We start from the raw sequence: 14,739 nt of genomic DNA on the forward strand, positions 1-14,739 counted from the left end.
TATGAGCAAGTCTGCGCAAGAAATCTTTGACTTCGGTGCTACAACTGATGAGTGTATAAAATGTGGAAAGTGTATCCCCGTTTGTACTATTCACAATGTAAATGCCGATGAAGTAACCTCTCCTCGTGGTTTTTTAGACCTCCTTGGTGCCTATCAAAGAGGAAATTTAGAGCTAGATAAAAATGCAAAAGCTATTTTTGAGAGCTGTTTTTTATGTACAGCATGTGTTGAAGTCTGCCCAAAATCACTTCCAACAGATATGGTAATAGAACAAGTCAGAGCTGATATTGGTAAAAAATTTGGTATCGCTTGGTATAAAAGAGCGTTTTTCTTGCTTCTTCGCCATCGCTGGTTAAATGATATTGCTTTTAAATTAGGCTGGGTATTTCAGACTTGCGGATTTAAGATAAAAGCAGATGTTGATTCTATGAGTGGAAGATTTAACCTGCCAATGTTAAAGGCTGATAGACTTCTTCCAAGCCTTAAAAAAACATCATTTTTAAATTCACATCCTGAAAATATAAGCAATGGGGGCAAGAGAAAAGTAGCTATTTTTATAGGCTGTTTAGGCAATTATAACTACGTAAATGTTGGAAATTCGCTCCTAGAGATACTAGAGCATCTGGAAATTGACGCATTTTTGGCAAAAGATCAGAAGTGTTGTTCCGCTCCAGCCTATTTTACGGGGGATTTTTATACAGTTGATAATAATGCAAAGTTTAACATAGAGTATTTTGAGAGCTTTAGCAAAGATGTAGAAGCTATCATTATTCCAGAGGCTACGTGTAGCGCAATGCTAAAGATAGACTATGAGCATTATTTCCATGATCAGCCAGAGTGGAAGGCTAGAGCAGTTGCTATAAAAGATAAAATTTTCATGGCAACTGAGTGGCTAGAGCAAAAAACAAACCTATCAGAAGTTTTGGCGTCAAAGAAAAAAGATACAAAAATAGTTACTTATCACGACCCATGTCATGCAAAAAAAATGCAGGGTATCCATAAGGAACCTAGAGCTCTTATAAGTAAAAACTATGATATAGTTGAGATGAGTGACTCAAATACATGTTGTGGTTTTGGCGGTGTAACTATGCAGAGCGAGAAGTACCATTTTGCAAAAGCCGCTGGTATCCCAAAGGCTGATATGATTAAAAAAACTGGAGCAGATGTTGTAAGCTCAGAGTGCAGTGCTTGTCGTATGCAAATTAACGCTTCAATGGGATATGTAGATGCTCCTCAAATCTTTAAAAATCCTATCGAGCTTATTGCTGATGCTCTTAGAGAATAACGCCTAGATGTACTTAAATCAATGGAATAATATATACGAAAGATTTGACCCAATAGCCTTTCATATCTTCTCTTTGCCAGTTCATTGGTATGGAATTATGTATGTTTTGGCGCTTGTTAGCGCTTTGTATATCGGGAAATATTTTATTAGAAAAGATAATCTTGATTTTAAGGGCAAAGAGATTGATGCATATTTTATATATGTAGAAATCGGTGTTATTTTAGGTGCCAGACTAGGGTATGTTCTCTTTTATGATACTCAAACTCTCTACTATCTCTCTCATCCATGGCAAATTTTCAACCCTTTTGTAAATGGCGAGTTTGTAGGTATTCGAGGTATGAGCTATCATGGTGCAGTGCTTGGTTTTTTGATAAGCACATATATATATTCAAAAAAATATAAAACTGAGTTCGGCAAGATTATGGATTTAGTAGCCATAAGTGTACCTCTTGCTTTTGTTTTTGGACGTATTGGTAACTTTTTAAACAAAGAGCTTATCGGACGAGAAACAGATGTTTCTTGGGGGATTGTAGTTGATGGTGTTCTTAGACATCCTTCACAGTTGTACGAAGCGCTACTTGAGGGCTTTGGTGTTTTTTTAGTTGTTTTTATATATAGAAAATACAAAAGTTTTAGTGGAGAGTTGATTTTGGTTTATGGAATCAGTTACGGACTGTTTCGTGCAATCGCCGAGATTTGGCGTGCTCCAGATGTTCAAATAGGCTATGTTTGTTGTAATGCCATTACCCAAGGCCAAGTTATGAGTTTAGCTATGAGTGTAGTTGGAGTTGTTGCGTGGATTTATTATAAAAAAAGAGCTATAAAAATTTAACTTCTTGAGTTTTTACGTGTATGGTTGTCTTTTTTAACCGAGCTTCTCCAGAAATGATTTACAAGAAAATATCCAAGTAAAGAGCCAAAAATAGAGTAAAAAGCCGTTCCTACATATAGAGGAACAAAAATATTTCCAATATTTTGACTAAACCACTCTAGCGTCATCTCAACGGGCGTTGTCTCCATACCAAGCATAAAGCTCCCAGTTAGATACTCCATATAGTACATCGCAGGCATAGTAAAAGGGTTGCTAAGCCAACACATAGAAATAGCTATGGGTACATTAAATCTTGTAAATGGGATAACTGCTACAACTGCTAACATCTGCATAGGCATTGGAATAAAAGCTATAAAAAGCCCTATAAATACCCCTTTTGAGACCATCTTTCTATTTGCAGAGAGATACTCTATTGGAATTTTATATTTCTCCGTAAAAGCTTTTAGTTTTTCACTCGCGTTTAAATTTTTAAAAAATTTTCTTATCATGATTTGGGCCATTTTGAAAGATTCGTGATTATAACCATCAAAAGCTTATTTTTTTAATAATATGTTAAAATTGCGCTATTAATGTAGAAAGTAGGTACGGTATGTCATTTGAAAAATTAGGAGTTATAAAACCACTTCTTAGCGCTATAAAAGATTTAGGCTATGAAAAACCTACAATTATACAAACAAGAGCAATTCCTCTTATTTTGGCAAAAAGTGATGTTTTTGCAACAGCTCAAACAGGGACTGGTAAAACTGCCGCTTTTGGTCTAGGGATGCTTCAAAGACTTAGAAAAACATCTGCTGATAAAGAAAGAGCACTAAGAGGCTTGGTAATCGCACCAACTCGTGAACTCTCAATTCAAATATATGAAGATTTGCAAAGTTATGCAAAAAATATGGGTTTAAATATAGCGGTTTTAGTTGGTGGAAAAGATTTAGAGAGTCAACAAAAAATTCTAAAAGAGGGCGTTGATATAGTCATAGCTACTCCAGGGCGAGTGCTGGAGCATGTAGATAAGGGTTTAAGTCTTGCAAGTATAGAGATTTTCGTCCTTGATGAAGCCGATAGAATGTTAGATATGGGTTTTATGAAAGAGATTAGACGTATTCATCCGATTTTGCCAAAGAGACATCAAACACTTCTTTTCTCGGCGACATTTAGTGACAAGGTAAGAAAACTCTCGAAACTCATTCTTACAAAACCTGCTTTTATGGAGACATCTAAAAAAAATTCGACTGTTGATACAATAAATCAAGTTGCTTACCTCGTAGATACAGATAAAAAAGCACCGCTTCTGGCGTATATAATAGGTTCTAGAAACTTTAGACAAGTTTTAGTTTTTACAAGAACAAAGGCAAGTGCAGACCTTTTAGTAGTTGAGCTTAAAAAAGATGGACTAAAGTGTGGAATAATTCATGGAGACAAAACTCAAGCAAACCGCTTAAAAACTCTAAATGAGTTTAAAGAGGGAAAAACTAAAGTTCTAGTTGCAACAGATATCGCTTCAAGAGGTTTGGATATAGAGGAGTTACCGTTTGTCATAAACTATGAACTCCCATCAATTCCAGAAGATTATGTCCATAGAGTAGGGCGTACTGGACGTGCAGGGCGTGATGGAATGGCGATAAGTTTGATAGATATTTATGAAAAACATGACATTAGAGATATAGAAAGATTGATAGGGATGAAAATTCCACAAGAAGTTATCGCTGGATTTGAGCCAGACCCAACTATTCGCAGACTTGACCAAGATGAGATTAAACTAAAGAGTGAGCATAAAAAAGTTGAGGTAAAACGTGATAGAAAACCTCATAAAAAAGAGCAGAGCTCTAAAAAAGACGCTACATATAAAAAACCAGTTACGACAAAAAAAAGAAAAACAACAAAACGTGATTAAGATAAATTGCTAGAGATTTTATATCAAGATGAATATTTAGTAGCTATAAATAAGCCAAGCGGACTTTTGGTTCATCGCTCTCCCATAGATAAAAATGAGACAGAGTTTGCAGTGCAAATTTTGCGTGATCAACTAGGACGCTTTGTCTATCCAATCCACCGTTTAGACAAGCCAACTTCTGGAGTTTTGCTTTTTGCTCTTGATAAAGAGAGTGCAAAAATCATGGGGGAGACGTTTATGTCTCATGAGGCGAAAAAGAGCTACATAGCCGTTGTTCGTGGCTATATTCCTGAGAGTGGAGAGATTGATTATGCTCTTAGCATCAAGCTTGATAAGATAGCAGATAAAGATAGCTCTGCAGATAAAGAGCCTCAAGAGGCGATAACGCACTATGAGAGATTAGCAACAGTTGAGCTTGATTTTCAAGTTGGAAAGTATGATAAGACTCGCTACTCACTTGTAAAACTAAAGCCACTCACAGGCAGAAAACATCAACTCCGCCGCCATATGAAACACATTTCTCATCATATACTTGGAGATACAAAGTATGGCAGAGGCGAGCACAACATACTAATCCGCCATGAGTTTGGTTGTCATAGAATGTTACTTCATGCAAGGGAGCTTTGTATCGCTCACCCATATACCAAAGAGCAACTTTGTATAAAAGCACCAATTGACGCTACATTTAGGGCTATGTTTAGCTATTTTGGATGGAACGAGAGCCTTGTGTGGGGTTAATGCTATTTATGTATAATCATATCAAATTTTAAACAGGAGCTTTCATGGAAGCAATCTATCCATACGCACATATAATTCACTTGATGTTGGCAATCATATTTTTAGGTTATGTATTTACAGATTTAGCGATGATTGAGTCACTAAAAGGTAAATTTAGCAAAGATGTAAATGAAAAAATCAATAAAACATTAGGGGCAAAGAGCTTTAAAATATTTCCACTCTCACTTTTAGTTATAGTTTTAACTGGAGGTATGATGATGTCAAGATATATAAACTCAAGCGCTGGTTTTTTTGAGACAGATTTGCAGAAACTTCTTGTCATTAAGATAACTCTAGCTCTAATTATCGTGCTTGGAGTTTTGTACAATCTTTATACAAAATTTACAAAAAAACCAAAACACCCTTTTATGCAAAATCATTTTCATAAAGTTGTAATCGTTTTGGGATTTTTTATCGTAGTTCTTGCGAAGATGATGTTTGAGCTATAAAATTATAAATTATCTTTAAAGGGTTTAGTGTTGTCAAAATATAATTTTTATAGATTTTTTACATTTTATTTTATACTTTTTGGTATTGCCATATCTATTCTTGGCTCTTTTGTAAGTTATGCCCTACAAGTAAAAGATATACACTCTGCGATGGATCAAAAAGCCACCGAAATTTTTAAAATAAAAACCGACACTATTTTAAAACCATTTATAGAAAATATGGACAACACAGTTATTTCTCTAAGCTCAAATAAAACTATAAAAGAGTTTCTGCAAACAAGAGAGCAGCATACAAAAAATGAGTTAGAGCAGATTTTTTTAGCAGTTGCTTCTTCTCAAAGTGCAATTATGCAAGCTAGATTGATATGCAAAGATGGGCATGAGTTAATTAGAGTTGAAAAAGATAATGATAAAAATTTTATAGTTGATGAATTAAAACTTCAAGACAAAAGCAGTAGCTACTATTTTAAAACAGTATCTAAAATGAAAGATGAGACTGTATGGCACTCAAAGATAGACTTAAATGAAGAGTATGGAAAGGTAGAGATTCCATACAAACCAACTATGAGATTTGCTATGCCTGTTTTTCAAAATGGTAACTTTGATGGCATGGTAGTTATCAATGTGCTTGTTGAAAATCTTTTTTTGGCAATTGGCAAATCTTCAGCATTTGAGCATTATATACTAGACAAAGATAAGAACTATATACTTCACACAAATAGTAATTTCTCATTTAATAAGTATAAAAATATCCAAATAAATTTGAATAAAGATTTGGAAAATAGAGTTGATGAAAATGGAGTTTATACCTTTGCATTAGGTGATATTTTAAAAAATGAAGACGATGCAATTTTTGTTTTTAAAACAAAAAAAAGTTATGAAGAAGAGCTGTTTAACAAAGAGTTAAACACTATCATTATCATACTTATGGCAAATATTATTTTGAGTTTTATAGTTGCATTATATATCTCAAAAATACCTACAAATCTTCAAGCAGATCTTTTAAAGGCGCATGAAAAGCTAAATGAGTTTGCTTCTATAATAGACAAATACATCATAACTGCCACAACAAAAATAGATAGTACTATCTTAAGTGTGAGCTCTGCCTTTGTCTCCTCTAGTGGTTATACAAAAGATGAGTTAATTGGGAAAAAGATGAGTATTGTAAATCATCCACAACAGGAAAAAGAGACATTTTCTGAACTGTGGAGTAATATTTTAGCAGCAAAATCATGGTCTGGAATCATCAAAAACAGAACAAAAAAAGGTGAAATTTATTGGCTTGAGCAAAATGTAGTGCCAACACTAGATAAAGATAAAAATATAGAGACTTTTGTGTCTGTGGGTATCGATATTACCGCTAAAGTAGAGCTAGAGAGACTTGCCTCCATCGATAAACTTACGGGTGCATATAACAGACGCATGATAGATGAGTTTATGAAGCAAGAGCTTGAATCACACAAAAGAGATTCTAAAAACTTCTCATTGATTATGGCAGATATTGACCACTTTAAATCTGTAAATGATACGTACGGACATCAAGTTGGTGATGCAGTTTTAAGAGAAGTTGGACAAATAATCTCTTCTGCAATTAGAAAATCAGATATTTTTGGAAGATATGGCGGAGAAGAGTTTATAATCATCTGCCCTAAAACATCAAGCGAACAAGCTTTAATCTTAGCAGAGAAAATAAGACAAGAGATAGAGAATTTTGATTTTACAGAAGTAGGACACAAAACAATAAGCTTAGGAATATCTAGCCTAATTGACAATGATGAGGTTGAAGATATGATAAAAAGAGCAGATGACGCACTATACAAAGCAAAAAATGATGGTAGAAATAAAACGGTTATTGGGTAGAAAAACTGCTATCTTCTTTACATGTAAGTAGTCGTTTAAGGCAAATTTTTGTAAAAAATATCACTTTATTCACGTAGATAGTATCTCAATCTAACTTTATAATTTGAACAAATAAAAGAGTATAAATGAAACTAACATACATAGATAACATCCATTCTCCAGAGCTTGAGATTTATAATAAATTTAAAAAACACGCATTTCTTAGTGATAATAGCTTTTTGGCAGATAGCCCAAAGGTTGTTAATTTTCTTTTAAAAACAGACTTGCAGATAAAAAGCATCCTCGCTACAAAAGAGTATTATGAACAAAATAAAGCTCTTATAGAGAGTAAAGATATTCAAACACTCTATGTTACAGAGAAAAAAGAGATGGAGAAAATCGTTGGACACTCTTTACATCACAACTGTATGATGCACGGAATACGCCCAGATGAAACCCCGCTTATGGAGTTAGACAATCATATTCTCATGCTTGATGCCATCTCATCCACGGAGAATGTAGGTTCACTCTCAAGAAGTGCAGCAGCTCTAGGAGTAAACTCTCTTCTTGTGCCATCCAACGGCCCACATCCATATGGTAGACGCTCACTCAGAGTCTCTATGGGCTATGTAAGCCGTCTTAAATTGAATGTATATGATGACATCATGATGACGATACAAAACTTAAAAGATATGGGCTATAAAGTTTTTGCCGCAGAGATAACAGAGAGCTCAACATCGCTTATGAATGTAGAAGTACCAGAAAAATGGGTACTTCTAATGGGGCATGAAGGCGACGGAATATCTAAAGAGATTTTGGCTATCTGTGATGAAGTCGTACACATAGAGATGCAAGATGGTATAAAAAGCTTCAATGTAGGAGTAGCTGCTTCTTTGTTGATGTATCAGTTTAAGCATAAAAATCAGTGATTTAATTTAGGTGGAAATTGCACTTGTTGCTAGAATTTGCGTGTAGCAGTTTAATCAAGTGTTGCACTTACTATTTGAATTGGCGTTTTTTAGGTAATATCTAAAGGCACATTTGGACACACCGAGTAAATTTATTGTTTTGGAAGACCGTATTTATGGGGTTATAGAAGATATGGCTCCGAATACTGGATTCGAACCAGTGGCCAAGTGATTAACAGTCACCTACTCTACCGCTGAGCTAATTCGGAATCTTAAAAAAATGGTGTCAGAGGGGGGACTTGAACCCCCGACCCCCGGCTTATGAGACCAGTGCTCTAACCAGCTGAGCTACCCTGACATCTTTTAAGAGGCAGAATTATACTTACTTGAAACTTTAAATAACCTAAGATTACGAAATATATGGTGTTAAAAAAATAAATATATCAAATACCCAGATAAATGTAGTTAATATCAATAATCTTTAGTAAGTTGTATTAGATTACTTGAGTCTATAAGACTAAATATAGATTGACTTTGTTACCTTTTTTCTGTAATATTGCGCTCATAAACAATATTATTTAAGGAGTTTTATATGAATTTTCAACCATTAGGCAAAAGAGTCCTAGTAAAAAGAGTAGAAGAGGCAAATACTACGGCAAGTGGTATCATTATTCCTGATAATGCTCAAGAGAAGCCTTCTCGTGGCGAGGTTGTAGCGGTTAGTTCAGAAGTAAAAGAGTTGTTGTGTGGAGACAAAGTTCTTTTTGGAAAATTTTCAGGTAGTGAAGTTTCGCTAAATGGAGAAAAATTTTTAGTGATAGATATGGAAGATATTTTTGGAATTATTAAATAACAAATAGAGTAAAACAAAATCAAAGGAATATAAAATGGCAAAAGAGATAATTTTTTCAGATAACGCAAGAAATGCACTGGCTCGTGGTGTTGCAAAACTTACAGATGCGGTAAAGGTTACAATGGGGCCTCGTGGTCGTAATGTTTTGATACAAAAAAGTTATGGTAACCCAGTAATTACAAAAGATGGTGTATCTGTTGCTAGAGAGATAGAACTATCTGACAAACTAGAAAATATGGGTGCTACTCTTGTAAAAGATGTTGCTTCAAGAACTGCTGATGAAGCAGGAGATGGCACAACAACAGCAACTGTTTTAGCAAATGCAATTTTTTCTGAGGGTCTTAGAAACATCACAGCTGGAGCAAATCCTATCGAAGTAAAAAGAGGGATGGATAAGGCTTGTGAAGAGATTTTAAAACACTTAAAAGCATCAAGCAAAGTAATTAACGGTAAAAAAGATATAGCACAGGTTGCAACTATCTCTGCAAACTCTGACACTGCTATTGGTGATATGATTGCTGAAGCTATGGAAAAGGTTGGCCAAGATGGTGTTATAACTGTTGAAGAGGCTAAGGGAATCGTAGATGAACTTGACGTTGTTGAGGGTATGCAATTTGACCGTGGTTACTTAAGCCCATACTTTATTACAAACACAGAGAAGATGACTGCTGAGATTGAAAATCCTTGGATTTTACTAGCTGATAGCAAAATCGCATCACTGAAGGACTTGCTTCCTGTTTTAGAGCAAGTTCAAAAAACTTCTCGCCCACTTCTTATCATCGCTGAAGATGTAGAGGGAGAGGCGCTTTCAACTTTAGTTGTAAACAAGCTTCGTGGTGTTTTAAATATCTCTGCTGTTAAGGCTCCAGGATTTGGTGATAGAAGAAAAGCAATGTTGCAAGATATCGCAGTGCTTACCGCTGGAACTGTTATCTCTGAGGAGACTGGACATACGTTAAGTGCAGCGACTATTCAACATCTAGGACAAGCTTCTCGCATTGTAATAGATAAAGACAATACTGTAATAGTAAACGGTGCAGGAAAGTCAGAAGCTGTACAAGCTAGAGTGGCTGAGATAAAAGTTCAGATGAACACAACAACTAGTGAATACGACAAAGAGAAGCTTCAAGAGCGTTTAGCAAAACTAAGCGGTGGGGTTGCTGTTATCAAAGTTGGAGCTGCTAGTGAGACTGAGATGAAAGAGAAGAAAGACCGTGTTGATGATGCACTCTCTGCTACAAAAGCTGCTGTTGAAGAGGGTATCGTTATCGGTGGAGGCGCTGCTCTTGTTCGTGCTGGTGCAAAAGTAAAGCTTGAACTTAGTGGCGATCAAAAAATAGGTTGTGAAATAATCCTTCGTGCTATAAAAGCACCACTAAAGCAGATAGCAACAAATGCTGGATATGACGCTGGTGTAGTTGTAAATGCTGTAGAGAGTGCAACTAATGAAAACATAGGCTTTAACGCGGCAACTGGTGAGTATGTAGATATGTTTGAAGCTGGAATTATAGATCCATTTAAAGTTGGTCGTGTGGCACTTACAAATGCTACTTCAATTTCTAGCCTGCTTCTTACAACAGAAGCTGCTATCTATGAACTTCCTGAAGAAAAATCTTCAATGCCAGATATGAGCGGTATGGGTGGAATGCCAGGGATGATGTAAGAATCATCCACTGCTTAGGGAAATAAGCCACCTTGTTGGTGGTTTATTCTCATCTAGCTAGTTTTATAGCCTCAAGCGCTGCTTCATAGTTTGGTTCAGCAGTAACTTCTTCTACTATCTCTTTATAAACGATAACTCCGCTTCTATCAACAACAAAAACAGCTCTAGCACTTAGTCCTATCAATTTATTGTCATCCATTAAAACACCGTATGCTTTACTTACGCTCTTGTCTAAATAGTCACTTACAACAGTTAGATTTTCAATGCCAGAAGTTGTACAAAAACGTTCAGAGGCGAATGGTAAATCCATAGAGACGACAGTTGTCTCACAAATATCAAGATTATTTACATCTTCGTTAAATCTTCTCGTCTCAGCAGCACATGTATCAGTGTCAAGAGAAGGAAGCGTGACTATCAGCTGTACCTTGTCTCTAGCACCACCGATAGATACACTACTTAAATCTGTACCAATAGCAGTGACTAGTGGCGCGCTATCACCTACGCCTATCTCATCGCCAATAAGTGTAACTTTTGTTCCATGAAATTTTGTTGATTGCATAAATTTCCCTTAAATTTTTTTTAATTATATTATCATAAAAAAATTGTAATTAATCTTTTATTACTTGCTTTTTAACTATAATTTCAAAAAAATATGACTAAGTGAGTGAAATGAAAAACCAAAATCCCTTTGAAGATGGTCATATAAAAAATTATATTTTACTCTACGCTAGTGTTGTAGTAATAATGGTACTCTTTTTTATAGCAACTACTCTCTTTCATGATGTATCAAGTATTGATAAAAAGGTTTTTAAAGAAGATAAAAATAGTAGTACAAATGTTGATAAGAAAGAGGATAACTTAGAGCAAAACTCTTCAAAGAAGAGATTTAAACTCCTAGAGAGAGGCTACTGAGCTACTCTTTTGTGATGATAAATAGTTGTTCGTGGTTTAGGCGTTTTAAAATATCCATAACGCTAACAAAGTCTTGAAACTTTGACTCTTTATCACTTCTTAGAAGAACAGCTTGTTCTTTTGGTATAGATGAGAGTTTTTCTTCAAGAGTTTTTAGGTCAACTTTCTCTTTTTCAAAAAAGATACTACCTTTTTCATCTATATAGATAGTTGTCTCTTTTTTATTATCCTCTTTTTTAGCCGCTTTTGCTTCTGGAAGCTCAACGGGGATAATTCCTTGATTTACAAATGTGGCAGTTGTTAAAACCATAACCAAAAGAACAAGCATAATATCGATAAAAGGTATAACATTTATCTCATCAAAACGCTTTCTTGCTTTTTTAAATTTCGCCATATTTAGTTACTTGTTTTTTTGTCTTGTGCAACATCAAAGAGCGTCAATAATTTTTCTACTTTGCGTAGAAGCATAGTGTAAAATAAAATAGCTGGCATAGCAACGATTAGTCCCATCGCAGTTGCTTTTAGCGCAAGAGCAAGTCCGACCATAATTTTTTTTGCGTCGATAGTTCCAACTTCACCCATCGTGTAAAATGTAAGCATAATTCCTATAACTGTACCTAAAAGCCCAACATATGGGGCATTTGAACCGATAACGCTGATAATGCTTAAGTTGTCTGTTAAATCAATCTCTAACTCATCTCTATTGTTATAATCACTTAAGCGCAGTGAACTGTAAAACATCATTCTCTCTATAAAGAGCCAAAGTGTAATAACACTCATAAGTATAAGAAGTCCCATAACTCCATAGTCTAACGTTGCTTCTGCGTATGCTAAGATACTTTTTTCCACTAATTTTCCTTGAATTTTAAAATAACTGTCGTACCGATATTTGGAGTGGATTTGAAATTTAAGGCGATGTTGTTAGCATCGCAAAAACGTTTAACCATACTAAGCCCAATTCCAAAGCCTCGCATGTTCTCATTGCTTTGATAATATCTATCAAAAATTTTTAAAAGTTCTACTTCATCCATACCACGACCATAATCTTTTATATAAAGAGTCTGTTCTTGCAATCTTATATCTACTTTGTGAATATTTAGTGAATATTTTACAGCATTGTCCAAAAGATTGTCAATGACTTTGGATAAGCCGATGGTATCGTTTGTTATCGGTGTTGGCTCAAGCGACAAAGTAAACTTGGTATCTGGGTATATATGTTTTAAAAAATCAACCCTTTTTTGTAGCAGTTCATCGAGTAAAATAGCTTCATGTTTAATGTTTGAGCTTTGAAGCTTTATCATGTAGTCAAGTTCATTATAACGCTCTTGAAGCATATCACATGCACTCTCTATTCGCGATACTCTTTTTAAATCCTTTTCGCTTAAGAGAGCTTTTTTTAACATACTAATATTTGTTTTTATAGTGCTTATTGGGAGATTTAGCTCATGTAGCGTCTCAGTTGAGAGGTTTTGAAGATTTTTTACATGTTCAAGTAGTGGGTCAATTGAGAGTTTTGAGATGATGATTGCAGTAAAAACAGTAAGTAAGAACAGGATAGAAAATAATAGATATATATTTTGTGTTCCAATAATAGAGATAAAATAGTACAAAATCCCCATAAGAGAGAGCGCTGTTAATATATAGTAGATAAAAATGGTGATGCGTAGATTACGAAACAAGCCTATATCCAATGCCTCTGATATTTTCTATATTTATCTCTGGAACAAGATGTTTTATGCGGTTTACATAAACTCTCAGTGCTCCATCGCTTCCACCTTCACTGCTAGTCCATAGTGTGTCTAAAATCATCTCTTTTGGTACGGTACTATTTGCATGTCTCACAAGAAGAAGAAGTAGTTGATACTCTTTTTTTGAGAGTTCTATCTCTTTGTTATCGTATAAAAAGCGTTTGTGAGTATCATCGTTACAAAGAAGTCCTATGCACGATACATCCTCTTTTTTTACTCTCTTTAGCAGAGCTGATATGCGTAAAATTAGTTCATCTGTATCAAATGGCTTTGTTATAAAATCATCTGCACCACAAAGAAAGCCTTTTTTTAGTATCTCTTTTTCTTTGTGAGAAGTTAAAAAAATAGCTGGAGTTTCATCGCTAGAGTCTCTAAGCTCTTTAAGTAGAGTCACTCCATCAATGATAGGTACATTTACGTCAAGAAGATAGAGGTCAAATTTTTGTTTGAATGTTTTATCAAGTGCGGCTTGACCATTTGGGGCATGTATAACTTCCATGCCATTTTCTTCAAGTAAGTCGATAAGAGTCTCCGCTAAGAGCAGATCATCTTCTAAAAGAAGGATTTTACTCAACGCTTCTTATCGCCCAGTTTATTGCTCTGTTGGCATACATAGGAACTACATTGCTATAGTTTGCAGGAACAATGAATGGACGTTTTTCTAAGATTATCTCTTTGAATTCAGGGCAGAGCTTATAGATGCTTTGTGCATTGTCGCTTACAAATGCTTGGAGGTTATCAAGCTTATCATACTGTTCAAATATTTCACATAGAAGCTGAAGAGCAATTGGTGCGCTAAATACACCAGCAGCGCAACCAGAACACTCTTTTTTCTCTTTTGAGTGAGGTGCTGAATCTGAACCGAACATAACTTTTGGATGAGCCTCAAGTGCAACGCTAAGAAGTGCGTCAAGGTCTTCAGGACGCTTTGCAATTGGCTTACAGAAGTTATGAGGCATCATCATACCGCCAACAACATCATCTAGGGTAAAGAGAAGATGATGAACTGTTATGGTTGCGTAGAGATTTTTATGCTTATCTAACATATCAACCGCTGCTTTTGTTGTGATATGCTCCATAACTATCTTTAAATCTGGAAAGTTTGTAGCCAATAGCTCATAGATGCTCATAAATTCTTCTTCTCTATCCATCACAAAACCATCAGTTTCTCCATGAACACAAAGAGGAATTCCAAGAATACTCATAGCATCGAGCGTTTCACGCATATCTTCAATGTTAAATGATGAAACACCGCCCTCGGAGTTAGTAGTAATCCCAGCAGGATAGAGTTTTATAGCTGTTACATGATCAACGATACTTGCTAAAAACTTTTTATCATAGTTTTTGTAAAATAGTGTCATATATGGCTCAAAGAAGTCATTTGGAACTGCTGCCATGATTCGTTCTTTATAAGCTTTTATATCCTCTAGTGTTTCAACTGGAGGAACAAGATTTGGCATGATAAGCGCACCGCTAAAGCTGTAAGCACTAAGCGGAGCGATGTTCTCAAGCATAACTCCATCACGAAGATGAAGATGCATATCTAGAGGCATTAAAAGTGTATGAGTTTTCATTAGTATCCTTA

General features: G+C 35.2%; 17 protein-coding genes and 2 tRNA genes. 10 read left to right on the forward strand and 9 right to left on the reverse strand.

Features of this window, described 5'->3' with window-relative positions; all coding sequences use genetic code 11:
* The first annotated feature begins 1 nt into the window (after position 1).
* Both AC6H33_RS02860 and lgt read left to right on the forward strand, forming a co-directional pair.
* Complete coding sequence (locus tag AC6H33_RS02860; protein WP_497605462.1) at positions 2-1,285, forward strand: (Fe-S)-binding protein; 1,284 nt, start codon at positions 2-4, stop codon at positions 1,283-1,285.
* Between the two features lie 7 nt (positions 1,286-1,292).
* The gene (gene lgt / locus AC6H33_RS02865) at positions 1,293-2,117 is read left to right on the forward strand and encodes a prolipoprotein diacylglyceryl transferase (protein WP_497605463.1); all 825 of its coding nucleotides are present in this window, start codon (positions 1,293-1,295) and stop codon (positions 2,115-2,117) included.
* Here lgt and AC6H33_RS02870 read toward each other — a convergent pair.
* On the reverse strand, positions 2,114-2,605 hold the full coding sequence (locus tag AC6H33_RS02870; RefSeq protein ID WP_497605464.1) for a DUF2062 domain-containing protein: 492 nt from the start codon (positions 2,603-2,605) through the stop codon (positions 2,114-2,116). The two genes, lgt and AC6H33_RS02870, sit on opposite strands and share 4 nt — an antisense overlap.
* A gap of 101 nt (positions 2,606-2,706) precedes the next feature.
* On the opposite strand from AC6H33_RS02870, the gene AC6H33_RS02875 reads away from it, so the two are divergent.
* The 5 genes from AC6H33_RS02875 to AC6H33_RS02895 all read left to right on the forward strand — a co-directional run bounded on the left by AC6H33_RS02875 (position 2,707) and on the right by AC6H33_RS02895 (position 7,999).
* Positions 2,707-4,005, forward strand: coding sequence for a DEAD/DEAH box helicase (locus tag AC6H33_RS02875; RefSeq protein ID WP_497605465.1), 1,299 nt, complete (start codon positions 2,707-2,709; stop codon positions 4,003-4,005).
* A gap of 6 nt (positions 4,006-4,011) precedes the next feature.
* Positions 4,012-4,743 (forward strand): tRNA pseudouridine(65) synthase TruC, encoded by a 732-nt coding sequence (gene truC / locus AC6H33_RS02880; RefSeq protein WP_497605466.1) that lies wholly within the window; start codon positions 4,012-4,014, stop codon positions 4,741-4,743.
* A 44-nt stretch (positions 4,744-4,787) separates the two neighbouring features.
* Positions 4,788-5,231, forward strand: coding sequence for a hypothetical protein (locus tag AC6H33_RS02885; RefSeq protein WP_497605467.1), 444 nt, complete (start codon positions 4,788-4,790; stop codon positions 5,229-5,231).
* A 27-nt stretch (positions 5,232-5,258) separates the two neighbouring features.
* Positions 5,259-7,091, forward strand: a complete 1,833-nt coding sequence (locus tag AC6H33_RS02890) for a sensor domain-containing diguanylate cyclase (protein WP_497605468.1) — start codon at positions 5,259-5,261, stop codon at positions 7,089-7,091.
* Positions 7,092-7,216: 125 nt separating this feature from the next.
* Positions 7,217-7,999, forward strand: coding sequence for a TrmH family RNA methyltransferase (locus AC6H33_RS02895; RefSeq protein WP_497605469.1), 783 nt, complete (start codon positions 7,217-7,219; stop codon positions 7,997-7,999).
* 173 nt (positions 8,000-8,172) lie between these two features.
* Here AC6H33_RS02895 and AC6H33_RS02900 read toward each other — a convergent pair.
* A tRNA-Asn gene (locus AC6H33_RS02900) sits at positions 8,173-8,247 on the reverse strand.
* Between the two features lie 12 nt (positions 8,248-8,259).
* Positions 8,260-8,336, reverse strand: a tRNA-Met gene (locus AC6H33_RS02905).
* A 234-nt stretch (positions 8,337-8,570) separates the two neighbouring features.
* Here AC6H33_RS02905 and groES point away from each other — a divergent pair.
* Both groES and groL read left to right on the forward strand, forming a co-directional pair.
* Positions 8,571-8,831, forward strand: coding sequence for a co-chaperone GroES (gene groES / locus AC6H33_RS02910; protein ID WP_497605470.1), 261 nt, complete (start codon positions 8,571-8,573; stop codon positions 8,829-8,831).
* Between the two features lie 34 nt (positions 8,832-8,865).
* The gene (groL, locus tag AC6H33_RS02915) at positions 8,866-10,494 is read left to right on the forward strand and encodes a chaperonin GroEL (protein WP_497605471.1); all 1,629 of its coding nucleotides are present in this window, start codon (positions 8,866-8,868) and stop codon (positions 10,492-10,494) included.
* Between the two features lie 49 nt (positions 10,495-10,543).
* On the opposite strand, the gene tpx is transcribed toward groL, so the two are convergent.
* The gene (tpx, locus tag AC6H33_RS02920) at positions 10,544-11,053 is read right to left on the reverse strand and encodes a thiol peroxidase (protein WP_497605472.1); all 510 of its coding nucleotides are present in this window, start codon (positions 11,051-11,053) and stop codon (positions 10,544-10,546) included.
* A gap of 110 nt (positions 11,054-11,163) precedes the next feature.
* On the opposite strand from tpx, the gene AC6H33_RS02925 reads away from it, so the two are divergent.
* Positions 11,164-11,406: a hypothetical protein gene (locus AC6H33_RS02925; protein WP_497605473.1), complete on the forward strand. Its 243-nt coding sequence runs from the start codon at positions 11,164-11,166 to the stop codon at positions 11,404-11,406.
* A gap of 1 nt (position 11,407) precedes the next feature.
* On the opposite strand, the gene exbD is transcribed toward AC6H33_RS02925, so the two are convergent.
* Genes exbD through pyrC form a run of 5 tightly spaced genes read right to left on the reverse strand, consistent with a single transcriptional unit; the run spans position 11,408 to position 14,728 of the window.
* Positions 11,408-11,800 (reverse strand): TonB system transport protein ExbD, encoded by a 393-nt coding sequence (gene exbD / locus AC6H33_RS02930; RefSeq protein WP_497605474.1) that lies wholly within the window; start codon positions 11,798-11,800, stop codon positions 11,408-11,410.
* 2 nt (positions 11,801-11,802) lie between these two features.
* The gene (gene exbB, locus AC6H33_RS02935) at positions 11,803-12,255 is read right to left on the reverse strand and encodes a TonB-system energizer ExbB (RefSeq protein ID WP_497605475.1); all 453 of its coding nucleotides are present in this window, start codon (positions 12,253-12,255) and stop codon (positions 11,803-11,805) included.
* Positions 12,255-13,085 carry a sensor histidine kinase gene (locus tag AC6H33_RS02940; protein ID WP_497605476.1) on the reverse strand — a complete coding sequence of 277 codons (831 nt, stop codon included), beginning with the start codon at positions 13,083-13,085 and terminating at the stop codon, positions 12,255-12,257. Before AC6H33_RS02940 ends, exbB begins: the two co-directional genes overlap by 1 nt.
* Entirely contained in the window at positions 13,075-13,728 is a 654-nt protein-coding gene (locus tag AC6H33_RS02945; protein WP_497605477.1) for a response regulator transcription factor, read from the reverse strand. The genes AC6H33_RS02940 and AC6H33_RS02945 overlap by 11 nt, the downstream gene beginning before the upstream one ends.
* Positions 13,721-14,728 carry a dihydroorotase gene (gene pyrC / locus AC6H33_RS02950; RefSeq protein ID WP_497605478.1) on the reverse strand — a complete coding sequence of 336 codons (1,008 nt, stop codon included), beginning with the start codon at positions 14,726-14,728 and terminating at the stop codon, positions 13,721-13,723. The genes AC6H33_RS02945 and pyrC overlap by 8 nt, the downstream gene beginning before the upstream one ends.
* Positions 14,729-14,739: the final 11 nt, after the last annotated feature.

The organism is Sulfurimonas limnophila (assembly GCF_059705345.1).